Consider the following 23,998-nt stretch of genomic DNA (forward strand, 5'->3'; position numbering starts at 1 on the left):
ACAATGGAGCCTTGTTGGCTCCATTTTTGTCTTCAATGATTCAGCCAGACCTTGTGCAGCACGTCGTAGAGAATCGACGCCGAGAAAAAGCACAGCACCAGCGATGCGCCGCGCAGCATCACGCCGGATGAAAACATCGGCAGCTTGCTGCTTCCACTGCGCGCGAGATGGCCGAGCAGGCACCAGCCCAGCGACACGGGAATCATGGTGAGCGCAAATGTGCCCATGGCGGGAAAGTAGGCGGCGGTGTCGACAAACACCTTGGGCGGCATCACGAACGAGGCGAACAGAAATGCCTTGGGATTCAGCAGCGTGGTGATGAACACGTGGCGGCTGGTGATGCTCGATTCGGGCGTGAGACTTTTCTCGAACTTCCAGATCTTGAGCGACAGGTAAGCGATGTAGAACGCCGCACCGAGCTTGAGTGTGGTGGCGATCCAGGCCTGATCGTTGAGCAGCTTGAGCAGCAGAAATCCCCAGCAACTGATGGCCAGCAGATAGGCCACCAGCTCTGCGGCCACCAGCACCACCGAACGCGAAAAACCACGCGCCACGCTCGACGAGAACAGCAGCGTGTTGGTGGGGCCCGGCATCGCAAGAATCAGTGCGGCGACCGATGCGATGTAGAGGAGATCGTGGGTGGTGAACATGGTGGAGCAGCGGATTGTAGGTTAACGACGTGACAGCGCTGCGACGAAAATCAATGGGATTCTCCTTCTGTGCCCCAACCACCGCCCAGCGCCAGAAACAACGCCAGTTGATCGTTCACGATGTTCGCTTGCGAGGCCGCGAGCGCGGTGTCTGCGTTGGCGAGCACTCGCTCTGCGTCGAGCGAATCGAGGTAGCCGGTCTTGCCGTTGACATACAGACGGCGCGTCTCTTCGGCGACCTGTGCGCTTTGTGCGCGGGCGGCTTTCAGGCGCGCGTTGCGGTCGAGTTCGCGGGCGTAGTTGGTGAGGGCGGTTTCGGTTTCGCGCAATGCTGTGAGCACGGTGCCGTCGAACTTGGCGAGCGCGCCTTTGGTGGCGGCTTCGGATTGAGCGATGCGTGCCTGCGCGACGCCGTTGATCGGAATGCTCCACGAAATCAGCGGGCCGAGGCTCCAACTGAAGGTGTCGCCGCGGCCAAAGCCTGTCATGTGGCCAGCGGATGCAGCGGAGAGGCCCAGCGAAATCTTGGGGTAGAGATCGGCCGTGGCCACGCCGATCTGCGCGGTGGCCTGTGCGAGTTGGCGTTCGGCCTGGCGCACATCGGGGCGGCGTTGCAGCAGGGTCTGACCATCGCCGACGGGGATCACGCCTGCAGCGACCTGCGGGGCTGCGTGGCATTGCTGAACGTCGCGCGGGAAATTCTGTGGCTGCTCGCCGGTGAGCGTGGCAAGTTGGAACAGCGCGTTCTGGCGCAGCGCGAGCAGCGGTGGCAGATCGGCCTTCAGTTGCTCGACTTGCGCGCGGGCGCGTTGAGCGTCGATGGTGCCCACCTTGCCCGCTTTCTGCAGTCGCTCGGAGATGCTCGCCGATTGTTGCTGCAGTGCGATGGAGTGCTGCATCACCTCGATGCGCAGGCCCGTCGTGCAGGCTTGTGCCCAGGCGCTGGCGGTGTGCGCGGCCACGTTCACGCGCGTGAGATCGAGGGCGGCCTGTGCCGCATCCGTGCCTGCTTGCGCGGCTTCGATGGCGTGGCGGATCTGGCCGAACAGGTCGAGCTGATACGAGATGCCCGAGCTGGCCGAGTAGCTGAATGCGTTGGGCGGCACGTAGCCCTTTTGCAGCATCGACAGGCCGGAGACGTGGCCGTAGCTCGGGCCACCACCCACGCTCAGGCTGGGGCGTGTGGCACCTGCGACTTCCTGCTCGACGGCCTGCACCTGTTCGAGATGCGCGAGTGCCTGACGCAGATCGGTGTTGTGTTCGAAGGCTTTGGCGATGAGCGCGTCGAGCTGCGGATCGGCATAGAGCTGCCACCAACGATCAGGCAGCGCGGCGTTGGAGACAAGCGCGTGATGCTTGTCAGCGAGTGTCGAATTCTGCGCGCTTGAGAACGGTTGATGAGGCTGGACCTGTTGCGCGATAGCTTCTGCAGGAACGACGTAATCCGGGCCAACAGGTTTGGTGCTGCACGCCGTGAGCGCGGCAATGGCGATGAGCGACAGCGAGGTGGAGAGCAGGTGGCGCATGGTGATCAGCCCTTGGTCTGTTTGGGCGCGGCTGCGATCTTGGCGCTCTCGGCGTTCTTGGTGGCGTTGCCCGTCACTTCCACCGTCACCGTCTGGCCTGCGACGAGCTTCACATCGTCGGGCACGGGGTCGAGCTTCACGCGCACGGGCACGCGCTGCGCGAGTCGCACCCAGTTGAACGTGGGATTCACCGTCGGCAGCAGGTTGGAGCTGGTCGCGCGGTCGCGGTCGGCGATGCCTGCGACGATGCTCTCCACCGTGCCCGCGAGCGGCTTGCCGACGCCCATGGGCGTGACCTTCACGCGGTCGCCCACATGGATGCGCGCGAGCTTGGTTTCCTCGAAATAGCCTTCGACGTAGAACGACGACGAATCGACCAGCGCCATCGCCGGATGGCCCGCCGTGGCGTAGCTGCCCTTGCGCAGATCGAGGTTGGTGACGAAGGCATCGGACGGTGCCACGATGCGCGCGCGTTCGAGATTGAGGCGCGCGGTGTCGAGCGCGACCTGCGCCTGCGCGAGCGCGGCGTTGGCCTGTTCGACCTTGGTACGGGTCTGCTCGCGCACTTCCTGCGAGATCAGATTGTCGAGACTCACATTGCGTGCGTCTTCGCGCTTGGCCTGCGCGAGCGCGATCTTCTGCGATGCGACGGCGGCTTCGGCCTGGCGCAGCGAGAGGGCATAACGCGCCTGATCCACTTCAAACAGCAGCTGTCCGGCGTGCACGCGCTGGTTGTCCTGCACGGCGACGTCGGTGACGAGGCCGGACACGTCGGGTGCGATCTGCACGACGTTGGCACGCACGCGGCCATCGCGCGTCCAGGGCGCGAGTTCGTAGTGATCCCAAAGTTGAAACGCGGCCACGATGGCGGCAGCGCTCACGGCCAGTGTGATGCCGACGGGAATCGTGCGCGCGGCGATGCGCTTGAACAGGTTGGGTTTGGCAGGCGTGGACGGTGCGGAGGGTGTGGTCTTGTCAGTCATGTTGTTCTCGTTTTTCTGATGAGGTGGTATTCAGTTCATTGCAGCAGTGCGCTGAGGCGCGACAGGCCCCAGAGCAGCAGCACGTAGAGCGCGATGTCGAACAGCGCCGGATGCCAGATGCGGCGATAGAGACCTACGGCGGCGAGCAGCCGTTGCACGCCGAGCAGTGCCACCAGCGCGAGCAGCGCCAGCGGCATGAGCCATGGCAGATAGAGGCCGTAGAAAGATGCTTCGCCGATCATGATGTGCTCGCGGATGTGTCCGGTGCCGTGTGCGTTGGCGCGGCGCCAGAAAGGGTCAGGGCCGCAGGTGCGGCCGGAAAGAGATTGCGGCGCAGACCGACGAGTGCGGTCACGGCGGCGCGCCATTGCGGCCTCGATTCGGGGCGCGTGGCGGCGTAGTCGAGCACCTCGTCGATGTGCTGGAGAATGGCTTCGGGCAACTGCGCCTGCGCAAGTCCTGCACTGCGTTTTTCGAAGAACTGACCGATGTCCGAGAGCACGCCCGCGATGTGTGGCGACTCCATCGGAATGTTCTGGCGTTGCAGCGATGCGAGGTCGGCACCGACGCGCAGATCGCGCAATGCCTGGTCGTTGGCGATGCCGTCGATCTTGCCGCCTGCTTGCGCGATGCGCGGAGCAAGCAGGCCGATGCGGTCGAGCATGCGCACGGCGTAGGCGTCGATCTGGCGTGCGCTCGCACCGGGTTGCGCGAGTTCGGACAGCTCGCGCCAGTTGGCACGCTGGATGCGCCGTGCGGCCCATGCCACCCCGACGGTGCGCACCAGTGCGGTGACGATGGCAGCGGCGGCGATGCCTGCGATCTGGCCGATCATCGAATTCACGAAGGTGATCATGTCCACCGCGCCGGTGTCGTACATGGCGAGCGTTCCGAAGAAGCCGCCCATGAGAATGCCCATCGCGGCCATCATGTTCTGCGGGCGCGCCATGTAGCAGCCGAGCACGAAGAACACCGGTGCGCACACGGCGACCAACATGCCGAAATCCTGCACGTTGGGCAGCATGATGAGCACGTAGAAGATCGACAGCGGCATCGACCAGATCAGGTATTTGAGAAAGCCCTTGATCGCCGGAACCGGGTTGTCCATGGTCGCAAAGAAGCTGCAGAAGATCGCCGCCATCATGACGGCGGCCGAGCCCATGGGCCAGCCGGTGAGAATCCAGAACGCGCTGCACAGGCAGATGGCGAGCACGGCTGCCAGACCCGAGAGCGCGGCCATGCCGTGGTCCAGATGCAGCGCGCGGTGGCTCAGATTGCGCAGGCGGCGCGATGCGACGGGTGCGCCGCCGATGCCCGCGTCGATGTCGTGGCGCAGGCGCACGCAGGAGTCCCATGCGTCGATGAGTTCGGTAAGCCGCGTTGCCAGCGCCACGCGCAGCAGGCGCGACAAGTTGTCCTTGCGTTCATCCCAATGCTGCAGGCCGAACGCGTGGATTTCTGCGCGCAGATCGGCCACTTGTTTTGCGCGATCGGGATCGAGCTGTTTGAAGTTCTGCGTGTCGAGCCAGTGGCTGATGCGCGCAAGAATCGCGACCACATCGGGCGCGATTTTTCCCTCTGCCTGCTCCAGCGCAACGAGCCGGTCTTCCACTGCCGAGACTGTGGGCATGAGCGAGGCGATGTGGTCCTGCATGGTGCTCACGGCACCGGCGGTCCAGCGCAGATTGGTGGTGTCGAACGGGATGTGCGTGGACAGCAGGCGAAGCTGCGTGATGTCGCCCGCGACCTTGCTGCGATCGCTGGCGAGTGTGGATTTGGGATCGGGCGAATCGGTGACCAAGAGGTCCTGAATCCAGTGCTTGGTGTGCTTCATCGCGCCATCCAGCAGGCCGAGCACGGCGGGCGCAAGGCCCTTGGGAAACACGATGCTGTGCACGACGGTGGCGCACAGAATGCCGACGATGATTTCCTCCACGCGCAGGCTGGCGTTGTCGAACAGCGTCTGCGGTGTCTGCACGTTGGGAAAGCCGATCAGCGCAGCCGTGTAGCCCGCGAGCATGAACACGTAGGACGACGGCGAGCGATCGAGCAGCGACAGATAAAGACAGCCGCCCACCCAGAGCGCAAGGGCGAGCGTGAGCAGCTCCGGTGCGTTGGCGAGCGCGGGCAGGATCAGCAGCGTGGCCGTGCAGCCCACGATGGTGCCGAGCACGCGGTACAGCGCCTTGGATCGCACGGTGCCCGCGAGCGGGCTGGCGACCACGTACGAAGTCATCATCGCCCAGAACGGACGGCTCAGGCCGAGGCGGCTGGCCACGTACAGGGCGAGCACGCCTGCGGCCACGCACTTGAGCGAAAAGAGCATTTCCGCCCGCGTGAAGCGGGGCAACGATGGGAGTTTCATGGCGGGCCGGGTCTTTTTGCTTTTATGGCTTCTTGTTCTTCAGCGGTTCGATGTCCGGCGTGACGCGGCCCATGCGATCTTCGAGTGCTGAAAAAACACGCAAACAGGCTTCGACATCGGCATCCGATGCTTTCTCGAAAAGATGGTGGCGCAGCGTGGCGAGCGCGGCTTCGATCTGGACGGTGAGCTGGCGGCCCTTGGGTGTGAGATGCAGCGTCTTGGCGCGACCATCGACCGGATCGTCGCGGCGCTCGATCAGGCCTTCACCTTCGAGATAGTCCAGAGGGCGCGTGAGCGACGGCGCCTTGATGCCGAGGATGTCGGCAATCACGCCCTGACGCAGTCCGTCGCCGTAGCGCGAGACGGCCAGCAGCGGCCAGGTCGAGGCCTCGGACAAGCCCAGATGCTCCACCGATTTGTTCGCGATCGGTACATAGCGCGCGTTGCAAAAGCCCATGCTGCGGGTGAGCTTGAGCAGCGCGTCTTCACGCGGCAGGCCTGCGTAGGCGTTGGAGGCTGGGGAATGTGGTTTTGTCATTTAGTTAGTCAGCTTATTAATTAGTATATCTGGTTGTACGAATCTATGCAGGCGCTCGGAAATAGCGTGCGGCGCAGCGGGCAGGGCGTCTGGCCATTCAATGCCGGGGGAAGGGGTTCATGGCGCGAGCGTCCTGCCCGGTCGTTAACATGGGCCTGTGAGACGAGACAGGAAAGGAGTGTTCACATGCGATTCAATGCATTTCGCCTGGCGGCCGTCGTCATCGCGTTGGGGGTGTTCGGCGCGTTGGCCGGTTGCACGAGCACAGGTTCGTCCGCCAAAAGCCCCGGCTCGCAAGCGGGCGACAGCAGCGGGGTGACCGTCTTCGGCACCATGGATGTGGGAGTGGGCGGCGTCAGATAAGCGCTGCTGTCAAAGTAAAAAATCAAAAGAGAGGGAGTGATTCGAGATGATGCGTCGTTCGCACCGCAACGCGTTGATCGCGCTGGCCGTGGCGCTGGCTGCTGCGGCCACGTGGGCGTTTCAGAATCAGGCAGTGTGGTTGCCGGGCACCACGGAGTGGGCGCAGAAGACTTGGCGTGGACTCACGCGCCCGGACGCATCGTCGCGCGGGGCCGTGGGCTCGCAACCCGCAGCCACCAGCAAAACCAAGGCAGCGTCCGATCAACCTGCGCCGCGCAGGCCGCGCAAATGCACATCGAGCGATGGCCATGTGAGCTACACCGACCAAAGCTGCCCGCCGGGAACGCAGGAGCAATGGTTTGACGATGCCAATGGCGCGGCGGTCCAGTCCGTTCCGGACTCGAAATCGTCAGCACGAAAGTGATTCCATCACTCCAGCAGCATCGGCTTGTTGCGGATGACGACGTATTGCTTGCGGAACTCCATGCCCGCATCCGGCCACAGCTTGGCGTATTCGCACAGCAGTTGCACGGCCGCCGGAAAATCATGCCCGTTCACGCGGCAATCGGCCTCGCAGTGGCCGTCCGCATCGCGTGAGGCATAGAACCGCACTCCCAGAAAATCACGGCTTTGCAGCAGATCGCTGAAGGCCGGCATGCTGTTGCTGAACAGGCAGCAGGGACAGAACGCATGCTCTTCCAGAGCGCGTGGCGGGTGCTGCTGAAAATGCGCCATCGGCCCGAGCAGAACCTGACGGCGATACACCGCTTCGTCATCGTCGGTGGCGTAGGAGACTTCAAGAATCGCGCAGTGCTCCAGCGTCGTTTGGCACGCGTCGATCAGCGTGACCAGATCCATGTTGGCCCAATTCGCAAAGCCTTTGCTGAACGCATCGTGCTGCGACGTGCCGCTGGAATGTTGGTACTCGAACAGCGGATTCGGAAAGAGCCGGGGATGGCTGACCTCGATGACCGATGTGGACTGAAAGTGATGGCGCGAGGCTTGCTCGCAAGCCATCAGAAACGGCTCCAGCCGCAGGCCGTTTGAAAGCGTGACGGACCGGCCCGAATCCGTCACCTGAAACTCCAAACGCTGGGATCGCAGGGTCTCGTGCAACACCTGCTGAAGGAAGAACGGGGCCGAGGGGTCCATCGCGTGCGCACCATTTGTGGGGTGAATATCTGCCCATGGTAGACACGCAATTGCGACAAAACGCAACCGAATTTGCGTGTAAATGCAACAGCAAATAGACACGCAAAAACCGTTAGCGCAAGCAGTGTCAACGCACTGTTTCGGACTCAGCTTTTCTTTGTCATGAATGTGCTGATGACGGGGTGGTATTGCTCACCTGCGCCACTTGCAATGGCTTGATTGAACCACTCGTCGACGATCTTCGCGCCGCGCGCATCCACGCCTGTTTCATCAGCGAGTTGCAGCGCATAGTGCAAATCTTTTTGCGCGTATTTGACCGAAAACGCACGCTCGGGAAACTCGCCCGGAAGCACGGCTTTCATGCCGTGGTTGCGCAGCGCAAAGCTGTCGGCCGAACCCTGCGTGAGCGTGTTGAACAGCACCGCCGGATCGACCCCCGCGCGCTCGCCGATGTTCTTGGCTTCGCTGAGCGCGACCACATGCTCGAACAGCATCATGTTGTTGAGGATCTTGAGCACCTGGCCGCAACCGACCGGGCCGCACAGCGCGATGTCGGCGGCGAAGGTGGCGATCAGCGGACGCACCTGCTCGAACAGTTCCGGCGTTGCTCCAACGAACACCGCCAGCGTGCCGGCTTCGGCTGCAGCGCGCGTGCGTGCGACAGGGGCATCGACGAGGTGCGCGCCCTTGCTCTCGAACTCGCTGGACAGCTCGCGCGTGGTGTTCACCGACGACGTGCTCAGATCGACCACCACCTGGCCGGCGCGTGCGTTGGCCAGCAAGCCATTGGATTCGCGGCTCAGCTTGGCGACGACTTCGCCGGAAGGCAGCGAGAGGAACACGACATCGCATTGCTGCATGACTTCGGCGGGCGAGGCCACGGCCTTCACGCCGTCGGCAGCCAGTCGCTCCAGCGGCTCTTTGGACAGATCGAATGCCAGCACGGGTGCGCCGGACTTGCGTGCGAGGTTGCGGCAGATGGGCTCGCCCATGACGCCCAGACCGATGAAGCCGATTTGCGTTGGATTGCTCATTTCAGGATTCCTTTTTGTTGTGCTTTTCGCGGCTCAGCCGAGCTGCCCCATGCCGAAATAAATGCCCTTGGGCTGTTGGTACAGACGCATGCCGTTGATGCCTTTTTCGCGGCCGATGCCGCTGTCCTTGAAGCCACCGAACGGCGTGGCGATCGAGAGCTGCTTGTAGGTGTTGATCCACACTGTGCCCGCTTCGAGCGCACGCGCCACGCGCCAGGCGCGCTGGTAGTCGCGCGTCCACACGCCGGACGCCAGACCGAAGCAGGAGTTGTTGGCCTGCTCGATCAGATCGTCTTCGTCATCGAATGGAATCATGCAGAGCACGGGGCCGAAGATTTCCTGCTGCGCGATGGCGGCGTTGTTGTCGATGCCGCCGATCAGCGTGGGCAGGTAGTACGCGCCTTTTTCCAGTTGCTTGCCATCCGGGCGAGCACCGCCCGCGAGGATGTCTGCGCCTGCGGCGCGTGCGGATTCCACCATGCTCGCTACCTTGTCGCGGTGTGCGAAGGTGGCGAGTGGGCCCATCTCGGCACCGGCCACATCGGGCAGATCAACCTTGAGCGAACGCGCCACGGCGCTCAGTTTGGCAACCACTTCGTCATACACGCCACGCTGCACAAAGGCACGCGAGCCAGCCACGCACGATTGACCGCTGCCTTCGAAAATGCCCCCGGCAAGCGCCGCCACGACTGCATCGACCGGCGCATCGTTGAACACGATGTGCGGCGACTTGCCGCCCAACTCCAGCGCGACGGGCATGAGCTTGCGCGCAGCGGTTTCCGCGATGCGGCGACCGCTTTCTGTGCCACCGGTGAACGACACCATGCGCACGCGCGGGTGCTCGACCAGCGCCGCGCCCACTTGCTGGCCGGTGCCTGGCAGCACGTTCAGAATGCCTGCGGGCAGGCCCGCTTCCTGCGCGATCTCGGCGAGCAGCAGGCCCGTGGAAGGCGTGATTTCGGATGGCTTCAGGATCACCGCATTGCCCGCAGCGAGTGCAGGCGCGACCTTCTGTGCCTCCATGGTCATCGGCGAATTCCAGGGCGTGATCGCAGCGACCACACCGTAGGGCTCGTAGACCGACATGGACAGGTAGTCACCGCGCGCGGGCGTCACTTCGGAGCCCGTGGTTTCGCACACGGCCGCGTAGTAGCGGAAGGTGGCTGCGGCGCTTTTCACCTGCACCTGGCATTCGCGCCAGACCTTGCCGTTCTCGATCATTTGCAGACGCGCCAGTTCCTCGCTGCGGCGCTCCATGCCATCGGCAATCCTGGACAGAATCGCGGCGCGCGCGGGCGGCAGCATGTTGCGCCACTTCTTGTCCCGCACGGCCTCATCGGCCACCTTCACCGCCGCGTCGGCCGCCTTGGCACCCGCCGCCGCCACTTCGTAGTTGACCTCCCCCGAGGCCGGATTCACCGACACCAAGGGCGCAACGCCCGCATCGCCGTCCACGGCCTGTCCGCCGATCCACATCTTTTTCATGGAGCTACCCGTCGTCTTGAGTTGAATTTGGTCTGTCAGATAGAACTAATGTTCTGTTTAATTCAGTTTAGACCAAGGGCGTTTGCTTGAGATTAGGGTTAATGCTAGGTGGAATGGAAATTCTGTGTATCAGAACGTCCGCGCGTTGCTGCCTTGTGCATACGTCCAGCGCATTGCGCCAGTCGCAGCGTGGACGCTCTTGAAGACGTGAGTTGCGCAAGCGACTGGAGGACCTCATCGCTTCGGCTATTCTTGGCCTTCCACATCCACAACGCAGGAGACGAGCTTGTTCAGTCACATCATGGTTGGTGTCAGCGATCTGGAGCGATCCAGGAAGTTCTACGACGCGCTTCTGGGCGCGCTCGGCATTGCGCCGGGCATGGCCAACAAGAACCGCTTTTTCTGGCGCGGATCGGGCGGCACGTTTGCGGTGAGCACGCCCATCAACGGCGAGCCCGCGAGCGCTGGCAACGGCAGCACCTTCGGCTTTGCAGCCACATCCGAGGAACAGGCCAATGCGGCGCACGCTGCCGGTCTGGTTGCAGGAGGCGTGACCTGCGAAGATCCACCGGGTTATCGCGGTGAAGGCCCGGGGCGTCTGTATCTGGCCTATCTGCGCGATCCGGATGGCAACAAGGTGTGCCTGAACTACCGTCCTCCCAAGCAGGCGTGATGATCGGCTGATCGAATACCGCAGCGCGAGCGCTGACAGGCGGCGTGGGCGATACTTCGCCACGCCGTTTTTCTTTTTCTTGCGGCGATGTGCTTGCCCGTTGCGTGCGAGATTCACGTCGTCGGTTTCCCCCTTTTTTCAGGAGCATGCGTGCAATCAGCAAGCGAGCAGTGGTTTGACGAGGCCTATTACCAGCGTTTTTATTTCGACAAGAAGACCAGCGTGATCGATGTCGAACATTCGCGGCGTCTGGGTGCTTTCGTCTGCTCCTACCTTGCTTATCTGCGTGTGCCCATGGCGCGCGTGCTCGATATCGGCTGCGGCATCGGTCTGTGGAAAGAGGCGGTGAGCCAGCACTTTCCCGGCGTGAGCTATCACGGCGTCGAGCTCAGCAGCTATCTCTGCGAGCGCTACGGCTGGGAGCAGGGCTCGGTGGTCGACTACCGCAATGCCGAGCCGTTCGATCTGGTGATCTGCCAGGGCGTGCTGCCTTATCTGAGTGCGACGGATCTGAAGCTCGCGCTGGACAACATCGGCCGCCTGAGTCGCGGCGGTCTGTATGTCGAGGCGGTGAGTCGCGAGGACTACGATCGCGGCGTGATCGACGAAGACCTCACCGATGCGCGGCTGTTCCGTCATCGGGCGGCGCTGTACCGCCGTGGCCTGGAAGCGAATTTCCGCGAGCTGGGCGGTGGCGTCTGGTTGAGCGAGCGCTGCGAAGTGCCGCTGTTCGAGCTGGAGTGCAAGCAGGGTTGAACGCTGCTTCGCGCCTTCTTTTGCACCCCATGAACGAAGAAGATTTTCAAGCCCCGGCCACGCCGCGCGCACCACATTCCGTGGCGCGATTGAGCACGGCGCGGCGGGCGATCAGCACACGACCTTTTCTTGCGCGCGGCGGCTCCAAAGTGCTGCGTTGCGAGGGGTGCAGGCTGCGGGTGTCGCACTGCATTTGCAGCATCGAAGTCGAGCAGAAAACGCGTGCCGGCATGTGTCTGCTCATGCATGACGCGGAGCCGCTCAAGCCCACGAACACGGGTTGGCTGATTGCCGATGTGGTGGCCGACACCTTCGCGTTTGGCTGGTCACGCACGCAGGTGAATGAGGAACTGCTCGCCTTGCTGGCCGATCCGCAATGGCAGCCTTATGTGGTGTTTCCGCGCGAGTTCGTCGATCCGCCGGATCGCGTGGTGCACGAATTGGTGGCCGATAAGCCGTGCGATTCGGGCGAAGCAGTGCAGGGCAAGCGCCCGCTGTTCATTTTGCTTGACGCAACCTGGCCACAGGCGCGCAAGATGTTCCACAAGAGTCCGTATCTGGACCGATTCCCGGTGCTGAGCCTGCATCCGGAGCAGGTGTCGGCGTATCGACTGCGCCGCTCCACGCGCAGCGATCATTTCTGCACCAGCGAAGTGGCGGCGCTGTGCCTTGAATTGGCTGGCGACATGGCTGCATCGCAAGTGCTGGCCGCGTGGCTCGATGTGTTCACGCACCACTACGAGCAGGCGCGCAACCAGCTCCCGCCGCGCTGGGACGGCGAGGAGCATCTGCATCTGAAAGAGTGTCTGGAGCCGGAGCGGCCGCTGGATTGATCAGTCCAGCGCAAAGCCGGTTTCGGTCAACTGCAGCTCGCCGTAAGGACCATCGCGCAGCCAGCCCTTTTCCTTGGCGAATTGCACGGCCTGCAACTGGTCGGCTTGCGAGATCTCGTGGCGCGTCAGATCATGCGTGAGGTTGTCGGGGCTCATGCCGTCACCGGCACGCAGTCCCTGCTCGTTGACCATGATGAACAGAATGCGCTTGGCGATGGTTTCCTGTGCGGTGGGGGCTTGGGACATGCCGATGAACTCCTGGGATTGTTGGTGAAACGGAATGGATGCGAATGCATTGTTTTCATGGCCGCAGCGAATTTCGCATCGCTTCGGCGAATGTTGTCGTTTGTACTGCACGAAGCTTCCACAAGGCTGTCAGCCAAGAGGCTGACCTGATGTTGGAGGCAGTTGTTTGCACTCATCCGATGCCGGCGGTCATCCCATGTCCACGTTGATCAGCTTCCAGCCCATGAGCCCATCGCGGCGGAAGATGAAGGCGCTGCCCGGATCGCTCTTGCGGAACACGCGCACCTTGCTGAAGCCCTGATAGTTCAGAGAGAAGCCGCGCGGATCGCTTTCGTTGTCGGTGGTGCGGTCGCTTGGCGCGCCGTTGTTTTGCGCAGGCGTCGACTTGGGCACCTTGGGGCCGAACTTGCCGGTCTGCATCATCATCATGACGCCAGCGGGCGACACCAGATTGTCCACCGCCGCGCCCACCACCATGCCGCCAAGGGCCTGCCCGATGCCGCCCAGCGGGTTGGACGAATCATCGCTTTGGGGCAACTTGTTCGCGAGCGAACTCATCAGCTTGCCCTTGAGGTTTTCGCGCAGCACCGGAAAGTCGACGTATTGCGCCAGCGCGTTGGCATCCTGCGCATCCATCGCTTTTTTGATCGAGTTCAGCGCGATGTAGGGCGAGGCGTACAGCAGCACGGCGATGCCCAGAACCACAGCGATCACCGCTGCGATGACGACGTTCTTTGAACTTTTCATGGAGACCTTCAGTGTTGTGTTCGGCACCGATGTTCGCACAGCTTGGACCGCCCGCTCGCGCGCTGACTTGACTGACGCAAGGATGGCGCGCTGGGTGAAATTCATTCAGAAAACCAATCACGTCGCAAAGGCCTGACCCTAGAATCTCTCGGGTTCCCGTCATTCGCCAACTCTTCCATTGCCCATGTCCGCCACGTCCAAGCCCTCCATTTGCCTGAACATGATCGTCAAGAACGAGGCGCATGTGATCGAGCGATGTCTTGCGAGTGTCAAGCCGTGGATTGACCGCTGGGTGATCGTCGACACCGGATCGACCGATGGTACGCAGCAAGTGATTCGTCACTTCATGCAGGGTGTGCCGGGCGAATTGCACGAGCGGCCATGGAAGAACTTTGCCCACAACCGCAACGAAGCGCTGCAACTGGCTCGCGGCGGTGCGGACTATCTGCTGTTCATCGACGCCGACGAGCAACTGCAGGTGCCCAAGGGCTTTCGCTGGCCGCAGCTCTTGGCCGATGGCTACTTTCTCACCTGCCACATGGCGGGCACGGAATACCAGCGCAACGCATTGATCGCCACGCGCCGAGACTGGCGTTGGGAAGGCGTGCTGCATGAATACCTCACCGCGCCGAACGCGCAGCCTTGGGAGCAGTTGGCCGGGCCGGTGATCTTCGTCTCGCATGACGGCGCGCGCGCCAAGGACCCGAACACCTATCTCAAAGATATTGCGCTGCTCGAAGATGCGCTCAAAGCCGATCCTGACAACACGCGCTATGTGTTCTATCTCGCGCAGAGTTACCGCGATGCGCAGCGATTCGAGCAAAGCCTGGAGCGTTATCGGCAACGCGCGGCCATGGGCGGTTGGGAAGAGGAGCGCTGGTTTGCCCAGTTCCAGGCGGCCAAGCTGTTGGAGCGCACGGGTGCAACGCCCGAGGCGGTGCGTGAAGCGTATTTGGCAACGTACGCCGCGCGCCCTCAACGTGCGGAGCCCTTGTGCGAACTGGCCCGTTTTCATCGCGAACGCAAGGAGTTCGCACTCGCCAGTCTGTACGCGCTGCAGGCCTCGAAGATCGTGCAGCCGACGGCGGACATTCTGTTCGTGGATGCGGCGGTGTACCGCTGGCGCGCGCTCGATGAACTGGCGGTGAGCGCTTTCTACACCCCACATCAGACGCTGGGACGCGAGGCGCTCAAGCAGTTGCTCGCTCAGCGGATGTTTCCGGAGAGCGAGCGCGTTCGCATCGAAGGAAATCGGGCGTTTTACCGGGTGTAGTTTCGTCGCAAGGCGAGCACCGGGACGCCGTGTTGACGGCCTCGCTCGATGCTCGCATGTCGGTGTTCACTATTTCAATTGGACAATGCTCATGCGCGCTCCCGCGCCTCCTTGCAGCGTCGCGGCCCCCAACAGACCATACAGTTGCAGGCTGACGACTTGGCCCACCGAGAGATTCACGATGGATTGTCCCGTGAAGCTGCTCAAGGACAGAAGGGGTGCGGAATTCAAGGTGGATTCACACGCACTGTCGATGTAGACGCACGTACTCATGAGGAGCGCCGCAGTCACATTGATGGAGTAAGTGATGAGATAGGAACCCGATTGGGTAACGGTGAAATCGGTGTTTGATGACGACGTGATTCCTGACAGGTTTTGTGTGGGCAGCGGCACTTTGGTGCCTCCCAGAACAACGCCAATCACCGAGCCTGCCGTGTTGGCCGCCGATGCAAAAATGTCGGTGTGGATCGTACCCGTGGCTCCGGTGGGGCCTGTCGGACCGGTAGGTCCCGTGGGGCCGTCGAGCCCTGGCGTTCCCGCAGTCCCGGCAGGACCGGTGGCACCATCGTTTCCCGGCAATCCCTGCAGACCCGGGTTGCCCTGAATTCCTTGTATTCCCTGTATGCCTTGAGGTCCGGTAAGCCCTTGTGGTCCGGGATCTCCAGTTGGGCCGGTTGCGCCAGTCGCTCCAGTGCTGCCTGCAGGACCGGTCAAGCCCGTGGCTCCAGTGGAGCCTGTGGACCCTGTAGCGCCCGTCGGGCCAGCGGCACCCGTCGTGCCCGTGCCTGCGTCTCCTGTGGCACCGGTATTGCCCGTGGCGCCTGTCGGGCCTGTGGGCCCAGTGGGGCCGGTGGTTCCCGTCACGCCTGTGGATCCGGTTGCTCCTGTCGCCCCGGTCGCTCCGGTCGTGCCCGTAGCGCTTCCGCCTGCATTGCTCAGCGGTGTCGTTCCGTCCGGCCCAGCGCCTGCGTTGGCGGCGCAAGGACCCAATTGGCCTCCCGAATTGAAGCAGGTGAGCACTTGCTGGGCAGTGGATCCGGGCACCGTAGGCACGAACACGTTGTTGGTGGCGGCGTCATCTACGCGAAAGTAGAGATGGCTGCCGCCGCTGTCCTGCACGACCACGCGGCCTGCTGCTGGGGGACGCAGGATCACATCATCCGCGCGGACGATGGGGGCTGAGGCCAGCATTCCCAATCCAAGGGCGAGTGCAGTGCAAAGACGGGTACGAGCCAAGTGATGTGTGCAGGTCATACGACAACCCCTTCAGGTGAAATGCAAAGTGGTGGAAAACGAATCCGTTTGGTCGCCGCGAGTCAGGTGCGATCAACGTTGTGATGGGCTGGCTGTTTCGTGCTTGGCCGCGACCGCTTGCGCCGCAGCAGTGCCGCTCCGCCCAGCGCGCCCAGAAGCGAGGACAGCAGGGTGAGCCCCAGCCCGTCGGTCGCAGGGACTGGAACCGAGTTGGAGCCGCCGCCGTTGCCGCCGCCGCCGGTGCACCCGGCGGGGGGTGTCGTGCCGATCCATACACCGGATGCGAGGTGCACGTTGGCGTCCTGCCCAGCGACCGTGGCTCCTGTTGCCAGTTGAATGCCCGAGCAAGGCCCGCCGTCGATGTAGATGTCCTTGGCGGTGCCGGTGAAGGCGAGATTGCCGTTCACGGTCTGCACCGTGTTGGCGGGAAGGACGATGTGCAGCGGGCCACTCCCCGAATCAATGGTCAGGTTGCCGAAAGTCGTGCTGCCTGACACCTGGACGGTCCCTGCGCCGCACGTATTCGCGAATCGCAGGGTGCTGGAGCCGGGGTTGTAGGTGCCGGAGTTGCTCCAACTGGCGTTCACCTCCAGCAAGCCGGAACCGCCATTGACGACACCACCTGCATTGATTTGGGCATTGCGCACGAGCACCAATGAGCTTGAGTTCAGGTTCAGTGTTCCGCTGACTGCCAGGTTGGTGCAAGCCAAAGACTCAAGGCCGGAATTGAGCGTGTTGTCTCCGCCGGAGGGGATGATCAGGTCCGCCCAGACGGCGGTGTGTGCAAGCACAAGCACACCACAGAGCACTGTCGATTTCAGTTGTAGGTTGATCCGCATATATCCTCGCTGGAGTGGCGTGGAAATAATTAGAAATCAACCGACCAACCCAATTACTCACGATTTTTATGAAATAAATTAAAGGGAATGAGGCGATCTGAAATTTTTCAGCGAATCGTGAGGCGGGTATTGGAAGGAAATTCAATAGAAATATTGATGGTGTTTTGGTTTATGGATTGAAGAGGGCGAAAGCCATGCGCTGAATGCCTCGTGCGGATCAGAGGATTTTGATTATTCGATGGCGGTGTGGACGGCTGCCTTTGACAAGGCGGTGGTGGTCGCTTTCATTGAATTCCACTATTTCAGGCATTGATTTGACGTGTAATCCATGTCAAAGATTGGCCTTTAAATGCAGTATGGATGACAGTTGTTGTTGAAATGTGGTGGAAAAATGAAACTTTTGATCCCTGTGCCTGCGTTCATTTCACACTCAATATGCTGAATGGCGCGCAATATGGATCGGACTGAATGTGGATCAATTCCGCATTGAAAATCCGATATGGAGCGGTCTTGGAAAAACGTGCGTGCAACCACTCCATTTCCCCGTGGGTGGTTGCACGCAGCCAAGGTTGGCGGGGGCGTTCAGCTGTCTTGTATGGATGCGGCGCAGAAATAAACCGCATCGCCTCGTTTGCCCTGCCGCCATGGGTGCTGCCGTGTGAGTTTCAGGATTTGGCAGCTGTTTATTGCAGTCGCACCACTGTGAGCGATGCCCCGACTCCCCCCTGCAAAACGGTTGAACTCAGCCCGATGAGACGCAGGTTCAATTGCGTGTTGGCGGGCAAATTGACGATGGCCTGCCCCTGGAACTGCCCCACACCAACCAACGAGGTCTGTGTCAACGCCGGGATGCAGTTGTAAGCGTTGCTGTTGCTGTCCGATACACACGCTCCCGTCGCGATGGCAGCCGTTGTACGGATGTTGTAGCTGATCAGATAGATGCCAGCACTCGTGAGGTTGAACAGTTCGTTGTTCCCGGCCGGATTGAAGCCGGTGCCAATGACCTGCTGGTGTGGGAGAGGAATCCGCGCGCCATTCACGCTGAGGGACAGTGCGACACCTGCCGTGTTCTCGGCGGACATATAGGACGCGATGGTGCTCCCGGAACCGGCGGCGCCCGTTGCTCCTGTCGAGCCAGTGGCGCCTGTCGCACCATTGGCACCAGTCGGGCCCGCGACGCCTTGAATTCCCTGCGTTCCTTGCGGCCCCACGGCACCGGCGGTACCAGGACTGCCCTGAGGGCCGATAGGTCCGATGGGGCCTGCAGGACCTGCATTGCCGGCTGCCCCTGCAGCACCTGCAGGGCCGGTTGCACCGACGGCACCCGTGTTGCCCGCTGGTCCGGCTACACCAGTCGCACCGGTCGCACCGGCTGGGCCTACCGCACCTGCCGCGCCAGTGCTGCCTGTTGCGCCTGGGGCACCCGTGTTGCCCGTTGGGCCGGCCGCACCAACGGCACCCGCTGGACCCGCTGCGCCAACACTGCCTGTTGGGCCTGCCGCACCAGTGTTGCCCGCTGGGCCGACTGCACCGGTGGCGCCAACGGGGCCCGCCGCGCCAGTGCCGCCCGTTGCACCAGGGGCTCCTGTGCCGCCGATTGCACCCGTCGGGCCGGTGGCCCCAGTTGCACCAGCGGGACCTGTAGCGCCAGTCGTTCCAGCGCCAGCGGAGCCTGTGGCGCCTGTTGACCCGGTCGCACCAGCGGGGCCTGTGGGTCCCGTTGGACCAGCGGCGCCCGTGCCGCCTGCACCTGTCGCACCCGTGGCACCCGTGGCACCTGTGGCTCCGGTCGGGCCAGTTGCACCCGTGACGCCGGTGATGCCGGTCGCGCCGGCTGCTCCCGTCAGCGGGGTGGCACCGGTCGGTCCCGCTCCCGCATTGGCTGTGCATGGCCCGAGCTGGCCGCCTGCATTGAAGCAAGTGAGCGCTTGCTGTGCGGAGGATCCTGGAACAGTTGGAACGAACACGTTGTTGGTGCCGGTATCGTCAATGCGCAGAAAGAGGTTGCTGCCGCCGCTGTCCTGCACGACGACGCGGCCTGCAGTGGGCGGACGAAGAATCACGTCATCGGCCCAGACGACTGGCGCGACGGCCAGTACGCCGACCCCTAATGTGAGCGTGGCAGCGGAATGGAGACGAGTGCGTGCAAAGCGATGTGCGCTGGTCATGAAGCAACCCCTTCTGGTGAAATTCAGATGTGTGTGAAATGGAGAAAGCCGGGAGAGCAGGGTGAGCGCAAGGGCTCGAACAGACAGATTGGCTGCCGTGTCTTGTTCAATGCGCGCGCGGTTTTTTCCGCCGGAGCAACGAGCCACCGCCGAGCGCCGCGAGCAATGCCGTCAGCAGACCGAGGCCCAGTGCGTCCGTGGCGGGCACGGGCACAGCATTCGAATTGCCGGTGACAGGTGGCCCGCCGGGGCAACCCGCGGGTGGCGTCTTGCCGATCCAGACGCCTGGTGCGAGATGCACGTTGGCATCCTGCCCAACGGAGTTGGCACCCTCCAGCAAACGGATGCCCGAACAGGGGCCGCCCTCGATATAGATATCCTTGGGATTGCCGACGAACGACAGCGTACCGTTCACTGTCTGGTTCGTATTGGGCGGCAGCACAATATGCAAGGGGCCATCTGCCGAATCGATGATCAGATTCCCGAAATCCGTCGTGCCAGTCACATTGATCGTGCTTACGCCGCAAAGGCGGGTGAATTTCACCGTGCTGGTGCCGGGATTGAAGGTTCCGGAATTGCTCCAGTTGCCATTCACTTCCAATAAGCCAGAGTTGCCATTGACGACGCCGCCCGTTTGGATCATGGAATTCTTGATACGAACCAAGGTGCCCGTATTCAGATTAAGCTGACCGCTGACGGAAAGCTGTGTGCACGCAAGAGACTGGTAGCCCGAGTTCAGGCTGTTGACTCCATTGACTGGAACGATCAGGTCGGCCCATGCAAATGTGTGAAATGCGGCCAATGCACAACAGACTGCCGTGGGCTTCAAAAAAGGGTTGATTCGCATAAATCCTCGCAAAGTGGCTTGGAAATAATTAGAAATCAAATTACCTATTTGTTGCTCTCATTACTCTCGAAAATAATTAAATCAAGTCGAATCTCTCCATCCTTTTGAGTATGGAAAATGAAATGTGTTAACTAGTGTCTTTGATTGATTTGGTGGTTTGGTTCTTATTATTGAGATGGTGTTGGCTATTTGTCTTTCCAGCTTTTCATTCGTGTTTTCTTGCATTTTTGAGAATTGATATTGATCAATTGAATATGCGGTGCTATGGCGATTAAAATTTGATAAATTGAGCTTCTTTATCGGCGGACGGCAAATGCGGATGAATGTATTTGTGTGAAAGCATGAGAAATGCCTGTGCAGCGACATTTTGTGTTGATGCATTGCGACAGTTGTTCCAACTTGCAGAAAGCTTGCGTATCGGGGCTTGCCAAAGCAAAAAGCCCGAAATCGCTGAAGCGGCTTCGGGCTGTGGACGGGGATGGGTAGAAAGTGGATCGTCAGCGGCGCTCGACCAATGCGTCGACCACCATCGCGCCTTCTCCCACGGAGCCGACCAGAACGGGGTTCAAGTCGAGGGATGCGATTTGATCTTTGGCCGACACCGCGAAGTGAGCCACCGCGACGGCCAACTCGGACAGCGCTGAAATGTCCATCGGCGGCTCGCCGCGCACGCCGTCGAACAAAGGCGCGATGCGCAAGCTGCGCAGGGCGGATTGCACTTCTTCGGTGCTGAACGGAGGCATCAGCACCACGCAGTCGTTGAGCGCTTCGGTGTATTTTCCGCCATCGCCCACCACCACCACCGGGCCGAAGACTGGGTCGACATGCGCGCCGACCATGAATTCGTGGCGGCCCTTGCACATGGCTGCGACGATCACGCCGTCGCGTGCGGCTTGGAGCTCGTCCATCTTGCTCCAGAAGCGATCGAACAGCGCTCCCGCCTCGTCGGCAGATGGGACGTTGAGCGCCACCAGCCCATATTCGGACTTGTGCGGAATGTCGCGCGAGCAGGCCTTCATCACGACGCGACTGCCGCCTGCGCTGATGCGCTCCCAGGCGCTGCGCGCTTCGTTGGCGGTCTGGCACAACTGCATGGGAACGACTGGCACGCCATGTCGTCCGAGCAATTCAAGGCTTTGGGCTTCGTTGAGGAATTGGCCTTCGCTCGGTGGCAACTCGACCTGCATGGGCGCAGGGGCCGCAACGCGCGGGCGACGCATGAGCGCCGTGTGATTGGCGACCTGCGCGAGCACGCCGATGGCATCGCCTTCGTTCGGAAAGGTGGCGATGCCGTGCGTGCGGAAGGCGGACGCCACGCTGTCCTGCCACGCCGCCACGGCCACTGGCTTGCCTGCGGCTTTTTCAAACGCGGCGGCATCGCGCGCAAAGCGTTCCACGTCGTAGCCTGCGCCGGCCACGGGGATGTTGATGAAGAAAAGATCGGCGGCGGGATCCTTGGCCACTTCGGGCAGCACGTCGCCGAACAGGCCGCTGTTGGACAGCAGCGCGGCGGTGATGTCGATGGGGTTTTGCGTGGTCGCAAAGCCGGGCAGCTTGGCGGCGAGCGCGTCCTGCGTGCTTTGGGCCAGTTCGGCCATGGGCAGCTTTTCGTCGTCGGCCGCGTCGGCTCCCATCACGCAGCTTGCGCCGGAATTGCTGATCACGACCAGCCGCTTGCCTTCGGGACGCCAGCCCTTGAGATAGGCCTGCGCCGCGCGCGCCTGCTCATGTGGATCGCGCACGCGCCAGATGCCGTGGTGCTGGAAGAAGGCGTCGACAGTTCGATCTTCGTTCGCGAGCGAACCGGTGTGTGACGAGGCCGCGCGCTGACCGCCTGCCGTGCGTCCGGCCTTCACCGCAACGATGGGCAGATCGCGCGAGCGTGCGTACTCTGCGGCCTGGGCGAGGATTTCGGGCTTGCTGATGCTCTCCAGATAAAGCAGCAGCAGCTTCACATCGGGATCGTGCGCGACGGCGAGCGCCATTTCACCGACCGTCACATCGGCCTCGTTGCCGGTGGCATGCACGTGGCGCACGCCGATGCCGCGACCGCGCAGCAGGCCGTAGATCATCGAGCTCATGCCGCCGCTTTGGCTGACCACGGCGACCGGGCCGTCCTGTGGTGGCACTTCGATGAACATGGTGGAAAAGCCCGCGATCGCGCCGGTGCCGAAATTGGCGAGGCCTTGCGTGTTGGGGCCGTAAAGGCGCATGCCGCTGGCGCGGGCCTTGGCGAGCATGCGCTGTTCGAGTTCCTTGCCTTCAGGGCCTGTTTCGCCGAAGCCGGACGCGATGATCACCGCTGATTTGACGCCGCGTTCTGCGCATTCCTCGACTGCCGCCACCGTCTTGTCGCCGCCGACGACGATGAGCGCGAGGTCGGGCACTTCGGGCAGGGCTGAGAGCGATGCGTAGGATTTGTGGCCCTGGATTTCATCGCGCGTGGGGTTGATGGGGTAGATCTTGCCTTGGTAGCCGTGGCGGCCCATGTACAGAATGGGGCGGCCGCCGATCTTGTGGATGTTTTCCGAAGCCCCAATGACAGCCACAGAGCGAGGATTGAGCGCGGATTCTAGTAAGTCCATTTTTTTGCTTTTCACGAAGCCTTGCGGCTTCGATTGGTCATTCGTTTTGGGGCGCCAATACAGCCCTTCATGCGTCGTTGCGAAGCCTTGCCGTACGAGAGTACTGTCTGCGGCTTCGACGCCTAGCCTGAAGGGCTGTCTTGGCGTTGTGGTTGTTGTTCGCGGAGTGGCTTTCGCTGCTGAGATCGCTGATGCGATGGCCTGCCGCGTGGTGCATTTGCGCCGTTGTTCAATCCACTTTTGCGCCGGATGTTTTGACGACCTTGGCCCACTTGTCCACTTCCGCTTGAATGAACTGGCCATAGGCTGCTGGTGTGTTCCATGCGGACGAGAAACCCTGGGCTTCGAAGCGCTGTTTGACCTCGGGGTTTTCAAGCGCCTTCTTGAGCTCGGCGTTCAGCTTGTCGATGATTTCCTTGGGTGTTCCGGCGGGGGCTTGTACGCCATTCCATGCGATGGCTTCGTAGCCGGGCAGGCCTGCTTCCGCCACTGTAGGAATGTCGGGTGCGATGGGCGAGCGCTGGCTGCTGGTGACGGCGATGGCCTTGAGCTTGCCGCCCTTCACGAAGGGCATGGAGGACAGCATGGTGTCGAACATCAGGTCGGCCTGTCCGCTCATCACATCGGTGAGCGCGGGCGCGCTGCCTTTGTAGGGGATGTGGTTCATCTTCGTGCCCGCCATGGCGCTGAAGAGTTCGGCGGAGAGATGCGTGGATTGGCCGTTGCCCGATGACGCGAAATTCAACCCGCCGTTCTTGGCTTTGGCGAGTGCGATCAGTTCCTTGACGTTGTTGGCGGCAAGGCCCGGAGTCGCGACGATCACGAGCGGGCCGCTGGTCAGTTGCGAGACCGGTGCGAGGTCCTTGGTGATCGAATAGTTCAGCTTGGAGAACAGCGATGGGTTGATCGCGTGCGCGGTCGTTGCGACCATCAGCGTGTAACCATCGGGCGCGCTGCGTGCGACCTGTTCGGCACCGAGATTCGCGCCTGCGCCGGGCTTGTTGTCGATGATGACGGACTGGCCCATCTGCTCTTGCAGCTTCTGCGCGACCACGCGCGCGACGATGTCGGTGGGACCGCCCGGTGGGTAGGGCACGACAAGCTTGATCGGCTTGCTCGGGTAGTCCGTGGCCGCGTTTGCGGCGAAGGGCGTGGCCAGGCAGCAGAGGGCTGCGCAGGCCAGAGCGAGCGTGCGGCGGCGAGTGGTGTGGCGAGTGTTGCGGTTCATGTTTGTCTCCTTCATCTGATCAAGTGAATGGGTTGGAATGCAAGCGGTGTTTGCGGACTTCTAGGCGAGTCCGTCAAAGCGCAAAAGCGTGCGGTGGTGGTGCTCGAAAAATTCGGCGCGCACGCGTTGACCGATGTCGACTTGCGCATCGGCATGTCCCATCAAACGCGGGCCTTCGTCGAGTTCGACGATGACGAGCGTGTAGGGCGCGAGTGCGCGGAATTCGTCGGATGGCGCGCGGGATACGACGGTGCGCGCACGTACCGTGGCGAGGCCAGCGGAGTCATGCCAATCGAGCTTTTCGGAGCCGCAGCGCTGGCAGGCATAGCGCGCGAGTGTCTGTGCGTGGCCGCAGGCATTGCAGCGCTGGTAACGGATGACGTGGGACTGGAGTCCGTCGGTGAAGTGCGCGGACAGCGACTGGGGGATGGTGGGTTGGGTGCTCATGGCTGC

At 62.1% G+C, this 23,998-nt stretch carries 24 protein-coding genes; 6 read left to right on the forward strand and 18 right to left on the reverse strand.

All coding sequences use genetic code 11. The features are described from left to right. Positions 1 to 32 precede the first annotated feature (32 nt). Genes G7048_RS13220 through G7048_RS13245 form a run of 6 tightly spaced genes read right to left on the reverse strand, consistent with a single transcriptional unit; the run spans position 33 to position 6,062 of the window. Positions 33 to 650, reverse strand: coding sequence for a LysE family translocator (locus G7048_RS13220; protein ID WP_166068587.1), 618 nt, complete (start codon positions 648 to 650; stop codon positions 33 to 35). A 50-nt stretch (positions 651 to 700) separates the two neighbouring features. Continuing rightward, entirely contained in the window at positions 701 to 2,176 is a 1,476-nt protein-coding gene (locus tag G7048_RS13225) for an efflux transporter outer membrane subunit (RefSeq protein WP_166068588.1), read from the reverse strand. 5 nt (positions 2,177 to 2,181) lie between these two features. Beyond that, positions 2,182 to 3,159: an efflux RND transporter periplasmic adaptor subunit gene (locus G7048_RS13230; protein ID WP_166068589.1), complete on the reverse strand. Its 978-nt coding sequence runs from the start codon at positions 3,157 to 3,159 to the stop codon at positions 2,182 to 2,184. 35 nt (positions 3,160 to 3,194) lie between these two features. Beyond that, complete coding sequence (locus G7048_RS13235) at positions 3,195 to 3,401, reverse strand: DUF1656 domain-containing protein (RefSeq protein ID WP_166068590.1); 207 nt, start codon at positions 3,399 to 3,401, stop codon at positions 3,195 to 3,197. Further along, positions 3,398 to 5,524, reverse strand: a complete 2,127-nt coding sequence (locus tag G7048_RS13240) for an FUSC family protein (protein ID WP_166068591.1) — start codon at positions 5,522 to 5,524, stop codon at positions 3,398 to 3,400. The genes G7048_RS13235 and G7048_RS13240 overlap by 4 nt, the downstream gene beginning before the upstream one ends. A gap of 22 nt (positions 5,525 to 5,546) precedes the next feature. Next, positions 5,547 to 6,062: a MarR family winged helix-turn-helix transcriptional regulator gene (locus G7048_RS13245; RefSeq protein WP_240932978.1), complete on the reverse strand. Its 516-nt coding sequence runs from the start codon at positions 6,060 to 6,062 to the stop codon at positions 5,547 to 5,549. 186 nt (positions 6,063 to 6,248) lie between these two features. Between G7048_RS13245 and G7048_RS13250 the strand changes: the two genes are divergently transcribed. Both G7048_RS13250 and G7048_RS13255 read left to right on the forward strand, forming a co-directional pair. Next, positions 6,249 to 6,425, forward strand: coding sequence for a hypothetical protein (locus G7048_RS13250; RefSeq protein ID WP_166068592.1), 177 nt, complete (start codon positions 6,249 to 6,251; stop codon positions 6,423 to 6,425). Between the two features lie 46 nt (positions 6,426 to 6,471). Then, on the forward strand, positions 6,472 to 6,849 hold the full coding sequence (locus G7048_RS13255; protein ID WP_166068593.1) for a DUF4124 domain-containing protein: 378 nt from the start codon (positions 6,472 to 6,474) through the stop codon (positions 6,847 to 6,849). Between the two features lie 5 nt (positions 6,850 to 6,854). On the opposite strand, the gene G7048_RS13260 is transcribed toward G7048_RS13255, so the two are convergent. The 3 genes from G7048_RS13260 to G7048_RS13270 all read right to left on the reverse strand — a co-directional run bounded on the left by G7048_RS13260 (position 6,855) and on the right by G7048_RS13270 (position 10,096). Then, entirely contained in the window at positions 6,855 to 7,577 is a 723-nt protein-coding gene (locus tag G7048_RS13260; protein ID WP_166068594.1) for a DUF6348 family protein, read from the reverse strand. Between the two features lie 146 nt (positions 7,578 to 7,723). After that, positions 7,724 to 8,611 (reverse strand): NAD(P)-dependent oxidoreductase, encoded by an 888-nt coding sequence (locus tag G7048_RS13265; RefSeq protein WP_166068595.1) that lies wholly within the window; start codon positions 8,609 to 8,611, stop codon positions 7,724 to 7,726. 33 nt (positions 8,612 to 8,644) lie between these two features. Then, a complete protein-coding gene (locus tag G7048_RS13270) occupies positions 8,645 to 10,096 on the reverse strand; it encodes an aldehyde dehydrogenase (RefSeq protein WP_166068596.1) in 1,452 nt (483 codons plus the stop codon). Positions 10,097 to 10,382: 286 nt separating this feature from the next. Here G7048_RS13270 and G7048_RS13275 point away from each other — a divergent pair, with 286 nt between their 5' ends. From G7048_RS13275 to G7048_RS13285, 3 genes are all read left to right on the forward strand, one after another. After that, complete coding sequence (locus G7048_RS13275) at positions 10,383 to 10,769, forward strand: VOC family protein (protein ID WP_166068597.1); 387 nt, start codon at positions 10,383 to 10,385, stop codon at positions 10,767 to 10,769. A 150-nt stretch (positions 10,770 to 10,919) separates the two neighbouring features. Further along, positions 10,920 to 11,525, forward strand: coding sequence for a class I SAM-dependent methyltransferase (locus tag G7048_RS13280; RefSeq protein ID WP_166068598.1), 606 nt, complete (start codon positions 10,920 to 10,922; stop codon positions 11,523 to 11,525). Positions 11,526 to 11,554: 29 nt separating this feature from the next. Then, positions 11,555 to 12,358 (forward strand): tRNA-uridine aminocarboxypropyltransferase, encoded by an 804-nt coding sequence (locus tag G7048_RS13285; RefSeq protein ID WP_166068599.1) that lies wholly within the window; start codon positions 11,555 to 11,557, stop codon positions 12,356 to 12,358. Here G7048_RS13285 and G7048_RS13290 read toward each other — a convergent pair whose 3' ends face one another. Continuing rightward, the gene (locus G7048_RS13290; RefSeq protein WP_166068600.1) at positions 12,359 to 12,604 is read right to left on the reverse strand and encodes a hypothetical protein; all 246 of its coding nucleotides are present in this window, start codon (positions 12,602 to 12,604) and stop codon (positions 12,359 to 12,361) included. Positions 12,605 to 12,793: 189 nt separating this feature from the next. After that, on the reverse strand, positions 12,794 to 13,351 hold the full coding sequence (locus tag G7048_RS13295) for a DUF2939 domain-containing protein (protein WP_166068601.1): 558 nt from the start codon (positions 13,349 to 13,351) through the stop codon (positions 12,794 to 12,796). A gap of 184 nt (positions 13,352 to 13,535) precedes the next feature. Here G7048_RS13295 and G7048_RS13300 point away from each other — a divergent pair, with 184 nt between their 5' ends. Continuing rightward, positions 13,536 to 14,624 (forward strand): glycosyltransferase, encoded by a 1,089-nt coding sequence (locus G7048_RS13300; protein WP_166068602.1) that lies wholly within the window; start codon positions 13,536 to 13,538, stop codon positions 14,622 to 14,624. A 69-nt stretch (positions 14,625 to 14,693) separates the two neighbouring features. Here the strand turns inward: G7048_RS13300 and G7048_RS28710 are convergent, their stop codons facing one another. The 7 genes from G7048_RS28710 to G7048_RS13335 form a co-directional block, all read right to left on the reverse strand. After that, positions 14,694 to 15,815 (reverse strand): collagen-like protein, encoded by a 1,122-nt coding sequence (locus tag G7048_RS28710; RefSeq protein WP_166068603.1) that lies wholly within the window; start codon positions 15,813 to 15,815, stop codon positions 14,694 to 14,696. 125 nt (positions 15,816 to 15,940) lie between these two features. Then, positions 15,941 to 16,669, reverse strand: a complete 729-nt coding sequence (locus G7048_RS13310) for a hypothetical protein (RefSeq protein WP_166068604.1) — start codon at positions 16,667 to 16,669, stop codon at positions 15,941 to 15,943. Positions 16,670 to 17,400: 731 nt separating this feature from the next. Then, positions 17,401 to 18,885: a collagen-like protein gene (locus G7048_RS28715; protein ID WP_166068605.1), complete on the reverse strand. Its 1,485-nt coding sequence runs from the start codon at positions 18,883 to 18,885 to the stop codon at positions 17,401 to 17,403. Between the two features lie 106 nt (positions 18,886 to 18,991). Further along, complete coding sequence (locus G7048_RS13320; protein ID WP_166068606.1) at positions 18,992 to 19,771, reverse strand: hypothetical protein; 780 nt, start codon at positions 19,769 to 19,771, stop codon at positions 18,992 to 18,994. Between the two features lie 458 nt (positions 19,772 to 20,229). Then, positions 20,230 to 22,317 carry an acetate--CoA ligase family protein gene (locus G7048_RS13325; RefSeq protein ID WP_166068607.1) on the reverse strand — a complete coding sequence of 696 codons (2,088 nt, stop codon included), beginning with the start codon at positions 22,315 to 22,317 and terminating at the stop codon, positions 20,230 to 20,232. A 229-nt stretch (positions 22,318 to 22,546) separates the two neighbouring features. Then, a complete protein-coding gene (locus G7048_RS13330; protein WP_240932979.1) occupies positions 22,547 to 23,545 on the reverse strand; it encodes a tripartite tricarboxylate transporter substrate binding protein in 999 nt (332 codons plus the stop codon). Positions 23,546 to 23,605: 60 nt separating this feature from the next. Further along, positions 23,606 to 23,992, reverse strand: coding sequence for a Zn-ribbon domain-containing OB-fold protein (locus tag G7048_RS13335; RefSeq protein WP_166068610.1), 387 nt, complete (start codon positions 23,990 to 23,992; stop codon positions 23,606 to 23,608). Between the last annotated feature and the right edge of the window lie 6 nt (positions 23,993 to 23,998).

This window comes from Diaphorobacter sp. HDW4B, from assembly GCF_011305535.1.
In the GTDB taxonomy this organism is placed as follows: domain Bacteria; phylum Pseudomonadota; class Gammaproteobacteria; order Burkholderiales; family Burkholderiaceae_C; genus Diaphorobacter_A.